The following is an 11,786-nucleotide window of genomic DNA, read 5'->3' as shown; positions in this document are numbered from 1 at the left end:
TGATCGCGGGTCTTTTGAGCTTATCCATTTGATACATAGATAGTTCTGGATCCTTTCGTCCTTACGGGGAGTCACTTTTTTGAGGCCCCCGTGCGTTTGCCAAAAAAGTGACTCACCGTAACGGCGAAAGGGGCCGAACCTACCCATGCATCACATGGACAAGTCCCAGCCCCCAGCCTCAAACAATCACATATTAGGGTAGTTAGGCCCACCCGCACCCTCAGGCGTAACCCAGGTAATATTCTGCGCCGGATCCTTGATATCACACGTTTTGCAATGCACACAGTTCTGCGCATTGATCTGGAACCGCTTGGCGCCATCTTCCTGCGTAACCACCTCATACACCCCAGCTGGGCAATATCGCTGCGCCGGCTCGTCATACAACGGCAGGTTACTGGCAATCGGTACACTCGGATCAGCCAGCTTCAAGTGGCAAGGCTGCTCCTCTTCATGGTTGGTACTTGAGAGAAACACCGAACTCAGCTTGTCAAAGCTCAACTTGCCATCCGGCTTCGGATAATCGATCTTCTTCGAGTCTGCCGCCAGTTTCAGGCACGCATAATCAGGCTTGGTATCACGCAGGGTGAACGGCAGCTTGCCGGCAAACCAGTTCTGGTCGACATAGTTGAAGGCAGCACCAAACAGCGGCCCGAACTTGTGCATCGCCGGGCCAAAGTTACGGCTGGCAAACAACTCATCATGCAGCCAGCTGGCCTTGAAGCCATCGACGTAGCTATTGAGCACATCACCGCCTTCACTCCCGGCCAGCAACGCAGCAGCCACCGCATCAGCGGCGAGCATGCCTGACTTCATCGCCGTATGGCTGCCCTTGATCTTGGCGAAGTTCAGCGTGCCCAGGTCGCAACCAATCAGTGCGCCGCCATTGAAGACCATCTTCGGCAGCGAGTTGAAGCCGCCCTTGGCGATTGCGCGGGCGCCGTAGCTGATGCGCTTGCCGCCTTCAAGGTACTGGCTGATCACCGGGTGATGCTTGAGACGCTGGAACTCATCGAACGGCGACAGGTACGGGTTGGAGTAGGACAGGTCGACGATAAGGCCAACCACCACCTGATTGTTCTCCAGGTGATAGAGGAACGAGCCACCGGTGTTCTCGTTGCTGACCACATCCAGCGGCCAGCCCGCGGTATGCACCACCAGGCCTTGTTCGTGCTTGCTCGGGTCGATCTCCCAGATCTCTTTGATGCCGATGCCGTAGTGCTGCACATCCGACTCGCTGTCGAGATTGAAGCGTTTGATCAGCTGCTTGCCGATGTGCCCGCGGCAGCCTTCGGCGAACAGGGTGTACTTGGCACGCAGTTCCATGCCTGGGGTGTACAGGCCATCTTTCGGCTTGCCTTCGCGGTCGACGCCGAGGTCGCCGGTGAGGATGCCGCGAACTACGCCGTTGTCATCGATCAGCGCTTCCTGAGCGGCAAAACCTGGATAAACCTCGACGCCGAGGTTTTCCGCCTGCTGGGCCAGCCAGCGGCACAGGTTGCCCAGCGAGATGATGTAGTTGCCCTGGTTGTGCATGGTCTTGGGCACGAACAGGTCAGGCACCTTGGTCGAGCTGCCGGCATCTTTGAGGACATAGATGTCATCGCGTTTGACCGCGGTGTTGAGCGGGGCGCCGAGCGCTTTCCAGTCAGGGAACAGCTCGTCCAGCGCGCGCGGTTCGAACACCGCGCCAGAGAGGATGTGAGCGCCGACTTCGGAGCCTTTCTCGACCACGCAGACGCTGATCTCGCTACCGGCTTCGGCGGCCTTCTGCTTCAGGCGGCAGGCGGCGGACAGGCCTGCCGGCCCGGCGCCGACAATGACCACGTCGAATTCCATGTATTCGCGTTCCACTGGTTCTCTCCTACTCAAGGCTCATCGCTGTTTCTTGTCGGGGGACGGGCAGTCACCGGTAGCTATCTAGGCTGTAGCTTTACCGAACACGGACTACACCGCTGGGTCATGCCGCGCATTATATCTACACCACTCCAACGGTCCAATACAAACGTTTGTTTGAATTTGCCGCAGACCAGTAAAATCACAGGGAGGCGGCTGGAGGCTGGCCGATTTGCCGTATTGACCAGGCTGGGTGTTACGGTCAAGATACGAGCGGTTTTACGCTCGCCGTAGGCTGATCGATGGGCGCAGGAGCACCCCTAAAGACCAGGTGTAGAGCAGGGTTTTCGGGCTGAAAGCCGTCATGTAGTGGAGTTTACACGCCACCACAGAAAATGACCCGCAGGTTCTACCTCGGCAGTCGCTACAGGACTTATCAGTCACAGTGAATAATCCTCTGGCCGATACGTTTTTAGAGGTGCCCTTGTACCCACGCGCAATCGCCGGGCCTTTGTCCCCAGGCGAGTTTCTTTTCACCGGAGAGTAACGAGGAATCCATGAAGGTTCTTGTAGCTGTCAAACGAGTGGTCGACTACAACGTCAAGGTTCGCGTCAAAGCGGATAACTCCGGCGTCGACCTTGCAAACGTCAAGATGTCCATGAACCCCTTCTGCGAAATCGCGGTGGAAGAAGCCGTACGCCTGAAAGAAAAGGGCATTGCGACCGAGATCATCGCCGTTGCAGTCGGCCCGACCGCTGCCCAGGAGCAACTGCGCACCGCGCTGGCCCTCGGCGCTGACCGTGCCATCCTGGTCGAGACCAGTGATGAACTGAACTCGCTGGCCGTGGCCAAGGTGCTCAAGGCGCTGGTGGACAAGGAGCAGCCGCAACTGGTGATCCTCGGCAAACAGGCGATCGACAGCGACAACAATCAGACCGGGCAGATGCTCGCGGCGCTGACTGGCTACGCCCAGGGCACCTTCGCCTCCAAGGTTGAGGTGGCCGGTGACAAGCTCAATGTCACCCGTGAAATCGATGGCGGCCTGCAGACTGTATCGCTGAACCTGCCGGCGATCGTCACTACCGACCTGCGCCTGAACGAGCCGCGCTATGCGTCGCTGCCGAACATCATGAAGGCCAAGAAAAAGCCACTGGAGACTGTTACTCCGGACGCGCTGGGCGTTTCTACCGCCTCCACTGTGAAGACCGTAAAAGTCGAAGCGCCGGCTGCACGCAGCGCGGGTATCAAGGTCAAGTCGGTGGCTGAACTGGTCGAGAAATTGAAGAACGAGGCGAAGGTAATCTAAATGACTATCCTGGTTATCGCTGAACACGAGAACGGCGCTGTTGCCCCGGCCACCCTCAATACCGTTGCTGCTGCCGCCAAGATTGGTGGTGAAGTCCACGTACTGGTCGCCGGCGCCAACGTTGGTGCTGTCGCCGAAGCCGCAGCCAAGATCGCTGGCGTGGCCAAGGTGCTGGTAGCCGACAACGCCGCCTATGCCCACCTGCTGCCGGAAAACGTCGCGCCGTTGCTGGCCGAGCTGGGCAAGGGTTACAGCCACGTGCTGGCTCCGGCCACCACCAACGGCAAGAACATCCTGCCACGGGTTGCTGCACTGCTGGACGTCGACCAGATCTCCGAGATCATCGCGGTCGAGTCTGCCGACACCTTCAAGCGCCCGATCTATGCTGGTAACGCCATTGCCACCGTGCAATCGAGCGCGGCCGTCAAGGTCATCACCGTGCGTACCACCGGCTTCGATCCGGTTGCTGCCGAAGGTGGTTCGGCCACTGTCGAAGCCGTCAGCGCTGCCCACGATGCCGGCAAGTCGGCGTTCGTTGGCGAAGAGCTGGCCAAGTCGGACCGTCCCGAGCTGACTGCTGCCAAGATCGTCGTTTCCGGCGGCCGCGGCATGGGTAACGGTGACAACTTCAAGCACCTGTACACCCTGGCCGACAAGCTCGGCGCCGCCGTTGGTGCATCCCGCGCTGCGGTAGACGCAGGCTTTGTGCCGAACGACATGCAGGTCGGTCAGACCGGCAAGATCGTCGCGCCGCAGCTGTACATCGCCGTCGGTATTTCCGGCGCGATCCAGCACCTGGCCGGTATGAAAGACTCCAAAGTGATCGTTGCGATCAACAAGGATGAAGAGGCGCCGATCTTCCAGGTAGCTGATTACGGCCTGGTCGCGGACCTGTTCGAAGCAGTTCCGGAGCTGGAAAAGCTGGTCTGATCCGCCTGCTTCACTTATAAAGAAGCCCGGCCCTCGACATGAGGGCCGGGCTTTTTTCATAAGGAGTGGTGGATGAATTTTCGCAGAACGGGCAGGGCGCTGGTCTGCCTGGCCGCGCTGATGTCGCCTGCGGTCATGGCGGCCGGCAAGTGCGAGCGCCTGGTCGCCACCGGCAGCCCGGATGCGCCGCCTTATTCATGGCAGGACCCGCAAGACCCGCGGCACCTGATCGGGGCCAACGTCGACCTGCTGCGCCAGGTGGCGACCGAGCTTGGCCTGAAGCTTGAAGTGCTGCACGCCGGCCGCCGCGATCAAGCGCTGGAAGAGGTGCGCAGCGGGCGTATGGACCTGTTGCTCGATACGCCCATGCAGGTAACCCAACTGGATGCCCTGGATTACATCCACCCTGCGCTGCAGCTCAATGAATACCTGGTCTGGACCCGGCATGACGGCGCCGTGGTGTTCGACGGGCCGGCTGATCTGGCTCGTTACCAGGGCACTTTGTCCGAGCGGGCGCGGCTGACCCCGGCCTTCGAGGCCTTTGCCAAGGCGCAGCTCAAGCTGGTGCCGGCGCAGAACCTGACTCAGGCGTTCCAGAAGCTGGTGCTCGGTCAGGTTGATTATGTGCTGGCCGGGCGCTACTCGGGCATGGCCATGGTCCAGGGCCTGGGCATGGCCAATGACCTGATCGCCCGTGGCCTGCCGGTGGACCGCCCCGGGCTGTACCTGGCGGTGTCGCACAACTCGGCCTGCAATGACGCCTGGTTGCGCGGACAACTGGCAAAAAAACTGACAGAATTGCCGATCTCCGGTGCATCCGAAACGGTGCTGCAACGTAACGTCGAACGCTGGAAGGCGCAGATGTTGGTGCCCCAGGATGCCCCCAAACAGTAGGAAGACCGTGTTGAGAATCCAACCCTTGATGCTGGCCCTGGCCATCACCAGCCTGGCTGGCTGTGCCAATGATCCGGCGCCCACTGAACAACTGCGGCTGTCCGAGCAGGCGCTGGAGCAGGCCAAGGCCGTCGGTGCCACCGATCAGGTCGAAGCGCTGAAGCTGGCAGACGAAAAACTGACTCGCGCCAAAGCCAATCTGCTCAGCCAGGACAATCGCGATGCACGCATGCGCGCCGAGCAGGCCGAACTGGATGCGCGCCTGGCCGAGGCACAGGTATTGACGCTCAAGAGCGAAGAGCAGTTGACCGTGCTGCAGTCGCGCGTCAAGCGCTTGCGCAAGCAATTGGAGGCGCAGCCATGAATCGCACTACGCCAATCGCGGCGCTGGCATTGCTGGCGCTGGTCGGTCTGCAGGGCTGTGCCAGCCAGCGCAGCGAGTCGGCCCTGGAGGACGCCAGCGCGGCGTTCCAGAAGGTCAAGGATGACTCCAACGTGCTGCGCAGTGCGCCACGCGACGTGATCCGCGCCGGCGAGTCGCTTGCCAAGGCCGAGCGCTTGTCCAGCTACATCGGCACCGGTGCCGATGTGCGCCACTACGCTTATCTGAGCCAGCGCTACAGCGAGATCGCTGCCGAGCACGCCAAGCTGTCGTTGAATCAGGAGCGCATCGCCAAGCTTGATCTGGAGCGTCAGCGCCTGCAATTGGCGCTACGTGAGGCCAAGCTGGCCAGTGTGCAGCAGCAAGGCAAGTGGGTCGAAGCCCAGATCAGCGCGCTGGCCTCCGAGCAGAGCGAACGCGGCCTGGTGATGACCCTCGGCGATGTGCTGTTCGACACCGGTCGGGCTGATCTGAAGAATTCGGCAAGTCGCACCGTGCTCAAGCTGGTGCAGTTTCTCCAGCTCAATCCGCGCCGCGTGATCCGCATCGAGGGTTACACCGACAGCACTGGTACGCCGGAAGACAACCTCAAACTGTCGCGTGATCGTGCACAGGCCGTGGCCGATATGCTGGTCGATCTGGGTATCGACGAGAAGCGTATTCAGGTCGAGGGTTACGGCGACCAGTACCCGATCGACGTCAATGCTTCGGAGCGGGGCAGGGCGCAGAACCGCCGAGTCGAGATCGTCTTCTCGGACGACAAGGGCAAACTCGCCGCGCCACGCTGACGGACGTTGCTCGCGGGGCCGTTGCATGGCCGCGCGAGCTGGCGTGGATAAACCCTGAAAGGGTGCTGGTCACGTAACTGTAATGTCGACTATTCTGCAATCTGTCCCCGTACACTTTGCAACTGTTCCGGTATTCTGCCTGTCAGTGAGTCGCATAAAAACAACGACCCGTCCGCGCTTCGAGAATCCGTCATGACCAACCTGCTGCTGTACCAGCGCATCGCCCAGCAACTGGCTGAGGACATCCGTCGCGGTGTCTACCAGCCCGGTGAGCGAGTACCGTCGGTGCGCAAGATGAGCGCGCAGCTCAATGTCAGCCACGCAACCGTGCTTCAGGCCTACGCCAACCTGGAAGATCAGGGGCTGATCCGCGCACGGCCGCAGTCCGGCTACTATGTGCACCAGACGCCAGCGTTGACTGCGCAGACGCCGGACATCGCTCGCGTCGAGCGGCCTGGCCTGGTCACCCGCGCGACCATCATCCAGCAGGTACTGACCGAGGCGCGTCGGGATGGCGTGTTCCCGTTCGGCGCTGCCGTGCCACATGTCGACTATCTGCCGGTACGAGCGCTACACCAGCAATTGGCCAAGGTCACCCGTTTTCATAGCCCGCGCGCGTTCAGTTACATGTTCAGCCCGGGCTTCGAGCCACTGCGTCGACAGATAGCCATTCGCATGCGTGATGCCGGTGTGTTGGTCGACCCGAGTGAGATCATCGTGACCCATGGCTGTGTCGATGCGCTGCAGATGTCGCTGCGCGTGCTGACCCGGCCGGGCGACCTGATCGCAGCCGAGTCGCCGACCTATTACGGTCTGCTGCAACTGGCTGATCTGCTTGGGCTGAAAGTCATCGAGATCCCCAGCGACCCTGCCAACGGCATCAGCCTTGAGGCATTGCAGCTGGCGGCCAATCAGTGGTCGATCAAGGCGCTGGTACTGACTGCGCGATTGAGCAACCCGCTTGGCGGCACCATCCCGGAAGAGCGCCAGAAGCAGCTGCTGCGGCTGGCGTCGGACTTCGACATCCAGATCGTCGAGGATGATATCTACGGCGAGCTGATGTTCGAACAGGGCCGCACCAAGGCACTCAAGGCCTACGACCGGCTGGATCGGGTGATCTACTGCTCAAGCTTTTCCAAGACCTTATCGCCCGGCGTACGGGTGGGCTGGATGATTGCCGGCCGTTATCAGGCCGAGATCCAGCGCTTGCAGACTTTCACTACCCACTCGGCTTGCAGCGTGACTCAGATGGGGGTGTCGGCGTACCTGGAAAACGGCGGCTATGACCGCCACCTGCGCTTTATCCGCCAGGAATACCGCAAGAACCTCAGTGCGTATCAGTTGGCGGTGCAGCAGCACTTCCCTGAGGGCACGCAAATGACCCGGCCAACCGGCGGTTTCATCCTTTGGGTGAGTCTGCCTGGGCGGGTCAACACCCAGGAGTTGCATGTGCGCGCGCTGGAGCAGGGCATCAGTATCGCGCCAGGGTTGATCTTCAGTAATACCGAGCAGTTCAACCACTGTATTCGGCTCAATTGCGGTATCCCGTGGAACAAGGAAGCCGAGCGCGCCGTGATCACCCTTGGCCTGCTGGCCCATCAATTGTGCAAAGACTCGGCCAGTTCACTGTTCTAGTCTTGCCAGACTCAGGCGGAACCGCCAGCATAGTCCTGTCATTCAGCGGTGTTTATGGAGTTCATGAAAGCGCTTCGCTGTTTTGCCCTGTTGTTTTGCCTGGCTCCGCTGTGTTTCTCCAGCGGTGCGCTGCAGGCTGCGTCCACAGCGCCCGTCGCTGCCCCGGCCAAGGCGGCCAGCAAAGCCACCGCTGGCAAGGCGAGCACGCCCCCGGCAAAGGCTGCGGTACGCAAGAAGGCCAAGGCCAAGCCTGTGGCGAGAAACAAGCGCAAGGCAGTCAGCAAGGCTGTGGCCAAACCGGTACCCAAGACCAAGCTCGACCTCAGCTTGCCTACGCACCTGGTCGACAAGCTGGAGCCGGAGGTGAATACCTTGTCGTCGCAACGGCGCAAGCCTCTGCTGCCGTCGATGTTCCCGGAGAACCCGCCGGCGGATGACAGCCCATTTCAGCTCAACGGGCGCTTGATCAACAACGAGATGCAGCTGCAGTTGCGCAATGACAGCCGGCGTGAAGTCGAAGGCGCTGCCATCGATTTTCAATTCCGCCAGTAACTGCAACTGACTGCCGGGTCACGGCAGATTTCATCTGGCCAGCAATTTCAAACGAATGTTTGAGTCGTTACTATCAGGGACGTTCGTCCCGTTTTGTTCCAGGAGTCTAGACTTGATGAAATGCCGAGAGGGTTGCGGTGCATGCTGCATCGCCCCTTCGATCAGCTCGCCCATGCCGCGCATGCCACATGGCAAGCCGGCCGGTGAGCGCTGCCTGCACCTGACGCCGAGCAATCTCTGTGAGCTTTTCGGCAGGCCGGAGCGCCCCGCAGTGTGTGGTGGCTTCAAGGCCGATGTCGAGGTGTGTGGCAGTGACAGTGACGAGGCAATCAGGCTTCTTGGCTGGCTGGAGCAGATGACGGCGGCGTGACACGGTATCTTCGACAACAAGGATAAGCATGATGAGATCGTTCAAGCGTATTGCACTGCTGTGTGGCATGGGTGTGTTGTTGGCTCCGGCCGCCTGGGCAGAAAACTGGCAGGTGGCCAAGGACAAGGACGGCATCACCGTGTCGCTCAGCGAGGTGGCAGGGTCGCAGTACAAGGCCTACCGCGGCGTGACGGTGATCAAGGCACCGCTGGCCAAGGTCAAGGCGCTGCAGGAAGACGTCGCCGGGGCCTGTGCCTGGATCCATGAGTGCGAGTCGCAGAAGCTGCTCAAGCATGAGGGTGATCAAACCTGGACTTACAGCCGCTTCAATACGCCGCCGCTGGTTACCCCGCGCGACTCGGTGATGCTGGTTACCACCACTCAGCAAGCGGACGGCAGCCTGCTGCGCACGCTGGAAGAAAAGCCCGATTATCTGCCGGCAGAAAAGGGTTTTGTGCGGGTGGCCAAGGTTGAAGGCTTCTGGAAGCTGGTGCCCAAGGGTGACAGCACTGAGGTGACCTATCAGGTGCACACCGAGCCAGGTGGCAGCGTGCCGTCCTGGCTCGCCAACAAATTCGTCGTGGATGCACCGTTCAATACCCTGCAGGCGCTGCGCGAGCGCGCCGAGAAGCCCTGATCGGCAAATGCAAAAAGGCTGCCCGAGGGCAGCCTTTTTTACGCATTCAGCATTAAACCAGCGATGCTTACTTGCGATCCGTCAGGTTGACGATATCGCGCTGCGGCTCACCGGTGTACAGCTGGCGTGGACGGCCAATCTTGTACGGGCTGGAGAGCATTTCTTTCCAGTGCGAGATCCAGCCGACAGTACGTGCCAGGGCAAAGATCACGGTGAACATGCTGGTCGGAATGCCGATCGCCTTGAGGATGATCCCCGAGTAGAAGTCGACGTTCGGATACAGCGAGCGCTCGATGAAGTACGGATCGGTCAGAGCGATCTCTTCAAGGCGCATGGCCAGTTGCAGTTGCGGGTCGTCCTTGATGCCCAGCTCGCGCAGGACTTCGTCGCAGGTCTGCTTCATCACGGTGGCGCGCGGATCGCGGTTCTTGTAGACGCGGTGACCGAAGCCCATCAACTTGAACGGATCGTTCTTGTCCTTGGCCTTGGCGATGAAAGTGTCGATGTTGGAAACATCGCCGATTTCATCGAGCATGGTCAGTACGGCTTCGTTGGCGCCGCCGTGAGCCGGGCCCCACAGTGCGGCGATGCCGGCTGCGATACAGGCGAACGGGTTGGCACCCGACGAGCCGGCCAGACGTACGGTGGAGGTCGAAGCGTTCTGCTCGTGGTCGGCATGGAGGATGAAGATCCGGTCCATCGCCTTGGCCAGCACCGGGCTGATCGGTTTGATCTCGCACGGGGTGTTGAACATCATGTGCAGGAAGTTTTCCGCGTACGACAGGTCGTTGCGCGGGTACATCATCGGCTGGCCCATGGAGTACTTGTAAACCATCGCTGCCAGGGTCGGCATTTTCGCGACCAGGCGCACCGCGGAAATTTCGCGGTGTTGCGGGTTATTGATATCCAGGGAGTCGTGGTAGAACGCCGAGAGGGCGCCGACCACACCGCACATCACCGCCATCGGGTGAGCGTCGCGGCGGAAACCGTTGAAGAACGACTTCAGCTGCTCGTGAACCATGGTGTGGTTCTTGACGGTGCTGACGAACTGCGCCTTCTGCTCGGCATTCGGCAGTTCGCCGTTGAGCAGCAGGTAGCAGGTTTCGAGGTAGTCCGATTGCTCGGCGAGCTGCTCGATCGGGTAGCCGCGGTGCAGCAGGATGCCCTTGTCGCCGTCAATGTAGGTGATCTTCGACTCGCACGAGGCAGTCGCCATGAAACCTGGGTCGAAGGTGAAGTGACCAGAAGCCCCCAACCCGCGGACGTCGATTACATCGGGACCAACGGTGCCGGTTAAAATGGGCAGCTCGACGGGGGCTGCGCCCTCGATGACCAACTGCGCTTTTTTGTCAGCCATGTGGCCTCCTATTAATGCTTGAAATCATCAGACAGACCCCCCACGCAGGGCCCGCACCACTATAGAGGGATAAATTCAGATGTCAATTTGCCTAAAGGTGGGTTGAATCACCCCCTAAGGCCTGATTTTTCAAGAAATTGGCGCCCGTTTACGCCTTTTGTTCGCTAAAGGCAATGCGCTATTTGGGCTAGCCCATCACGTTGTCATAAGCAGCCTAACTGTCTATACTCGGCAGCCGACCGCCAAGGGCTTGCAAGCCCGATTGCTGGGGGTCGCCGTTCTCTGGGTGGTGGGTACCTGACCAGTACACTTACCAACAACTTTGCCCTGTTAGCTTGGGGCTCTTCAGTGTGAAAAAAGCCGTGAAAAGCCAACGACCTGTAAACCTAGACCTAAGGACCATCAAACTCCCCATTACCGGTATTACGTCATTCCTGCACCGTGTCTCCGGCATCATTCTCTTCCTGGGCTTGGCGATCATGCTTTACGCATTGAGCAAATCCCTGGGTTCGGAGGAAGGTTTCGGCGAGGTGAAGGCGTGCTTGACCAGTCCGCTGGCCAAGTTCGTGGCGTGGGGTCTCCTCTCTGCCTTGCTGTATCACCTGGTTGCCGGTGTGCGCCATTTGATCATGGACATGGGCGTCGGTGAGACACTGGAAGGCGGAAGACTGGGCTCGAAAATCATCATCGCTGTTTCCGTAGTGGTGATCGTGCTGGCAGGAGTTTGGATATGGTAACTAACGTCACGAACCTCTCGCGTTCGGGCCTCTATGACTGGATGGCGCAGCGCGTATCTGCGGTCGTTCTCGCGGCTTACTTCATCTTCCTGATCGGCTACCTCGTCGCCCACCCGGGTATCGAGTTTGCCCAGTGGCACGCTCTGTTCTCCAACAATGCGATGCGAATCTTCAGTCTGTTGGCCCTGGTGGCCCTTGGCGCTCACGCCTGGGTCGGCATGTGGACCATCGCCACTGACTACCTGACGCCAATGGCGCTGGGCAAGTCGGCGACTGCGATTCGTTTCCTGTTCCAGGCGGTATGCGGCGTTGCGATGTTCGCTTACTTCGTCTGGGGTGTGCAGATTCTCTGGGGTATCTGATT

13 protein-coding genes are annotated in these 11,786 nt (G+C 60.0%); 11 read left to right on the top strand and 2 right to left on the bottom strand.

Annotated features, from left to right (window positions below):
* Nucleotides 1-186: 186 nt before the first annotated feature.
* The gene (locus AC58X1_RS20695; protein WP_101318104.1) at nt 187-1,851 is read right to left on the bottom strand and encodes an electron transfer flavoprotein-ubiquinone oxidoreductase; all 1,665 of its coding nucleotides are present in this window, start codon (nt 1,849-1,851) and stop codon (nt 187-189) included.
* 539 nt (nt 1,852-2,390) lie between these two features.
* On the opposite strand from AC58X1_RS20695, the gene AC58X1_RS20690 reads away from it, so the two are divergent.
* From AC58X1_RS20690 to AC58X1_RS20650, 9 genes are all read left to right on the top strand, one after another.
* Complete coding sequence (locus AC58X1_RS20690) at nt 2,391-3,140, top strand: electron transfer flavoprotein subunit beta/FixA family protein (RefSeq protein WP_101318106.1); 750 nt, start codon at nt 2,391-2,393, stop codon at nt 3,138-3,140.
* Nucleotides 3,141-4,070, top strand: a complete 930-nt coding sequence (locus AC58X1_RS20685; RefSeq protein ID WP_101318108.1) for an electron transfer flavoprotein subunit alpha/FixB family protein — start codon at nt 3,141-3,143, stop codon at nt 4,068-4,070. It abuts the gene before it with no gap.
* A 72-nt stretch (nt 4,071-4,142) separates the two neighbouring features.
* Nucleotides 4,143-4,964, top strand: a complete 822-nt coding sequence (locus AC58X1_RS20680; RefSeq protein ID WP_101318110.1) for a substrate-binding periplasmic protein — start codon at nt 4,143-4,145, stop codon at nt 4,962-4,964.
* A gap of 10 nt (nt 4,965-4,974) precedes the next feature.
* Nucleotides 4,975-5,328 (top strand): DUF4398 domain-containing protein, encoded by a 354-nt coding sequence (locus tag AC58X1_RS20675; protein ID WP_101318113.1) that lies wholly within the window; start codon nt 4,975-4,977, stop codon nt 5,326-5,328.
* Nucleotides 5,325-6,134 carry an OmpA family protein gene (locus AC58X1_RS20670; RefSeq protein ID WP_101318115.1) on the top strand — a complete coding sequence of 270 codons (810 nt, stop codon included), beginning with the start codon at nt 5,325-5,327 and terminating at the stop codon, nt 6,132-6,134. The genes AC58X1_RS20675 and AC58X1_RS20670 overlap by 4 nt, the downstream gene beginning before the upstream one ends.
* Before the next feature lie 192 nt (nt 6,135-6,326).
* Nucleotides 6,327-7,769 (top strand): aminotransferase-like domain-containing protein, encoded by a 1,443-nt coding sequence (locus tag AC58X1_RS20665; RefSeq protein ID WP_101318118.1) that lies wholly within the window; start codon nt 6,327-6,329, stop codon nt 7,767-7,769.
* Between the two features lie 63 nt (nt 7,770-7,832).
* The gene (locus AC58X1_RS20660) at nt 7,833-8,321 is read left to right on the top strand and encodes a hypothetical protein (protein ID WP_150569700.1); all 489 of its coding nucleotides are present in this window, start codon (nt 7,833-7,835) and stop codon (nt 8,319-8,321) included.
* Nucleotides 8,322-8,436: 115 nt separating this feature from the next.
* On the top strand, nt 8,437-8,691 hold the full coding sequence (locus AC58X1_RS20655; RefSeq protein WP_101318120.1) for a YkgJ family cysteine cluster protein: 255 nt from the start codon (nt 8,437-8,439) through the stop codon (nt 8,689-8,691).
* A 31-nt stretch (nt 8,692-8,722) separates the two neighbouring features.
* Nucleotides 8,723-9,328, top strand: coding sequence for an START domain-containing protein (locus tag AC58X1_RS20650; RefSeq protein WP_101318122.1), 606 nt, complete (start codon nt 8,723-8,725; stop codon nt 9,326-9,328).
* Between the two features lie 67 nt (nt 9,329-9,395).
* Here the strand turns inward: AC58X1_RS20650 and gltA are convergent, their stop codons facing one another.
* Nucleotides 9,396-10,685: a citrate synthase gene (gene gltA, locus AC58X1_RS20645; RefSeq protein WP_101318124.1), complete on the bottom strand. Its 1,290-nt coding sequence runs from the start codon at nt 10,683-10,685 to the stop codon at nt 9,396-9,398.
* 350 nt (nt 10,686-11,035) lie between these two features.
* Here gltA and sdhC point away from each other — a divergent pair, with 350 nt between their 5' ends.
* Nucleotides 11,036-11,422, top strand: coding sequence for a succinate dehydrogenase, cytochrome b556 subunit (gene sdhC / locus AC58X1_RS20640; protein ID WP_178080755.1), 387 nt, complete (start codon nt 11,036-11,038; stop codon nt 11,420-11,422).
* On the top strand, nt 11,416-11,784 hold the full coding sequence (gene sdhD / locus AC58X1_RS20635) for a succinate dehydrogenase, hydrophobic membrane anchor protein (protein ID WP_101318128.1): 369 nt from the start codon (nt 11,416-11,418) through the stop codon (nt 11,782-11,784). Before sdhC ends, sdhD begins: the two co-directional genes overlap by 7 nt.
* Nucleotides 11,785-11,786 lie beyond the last annotated feature (2 nt).

The organism is Pseudomonas sp. PGPR N4 (assembly GCF_059693665.1).
The sequence above is the reverse complement of the archived record's forward strand: the minus strand, read 5'-3'. Positions and strand labels throughout refer to the sequence as shown.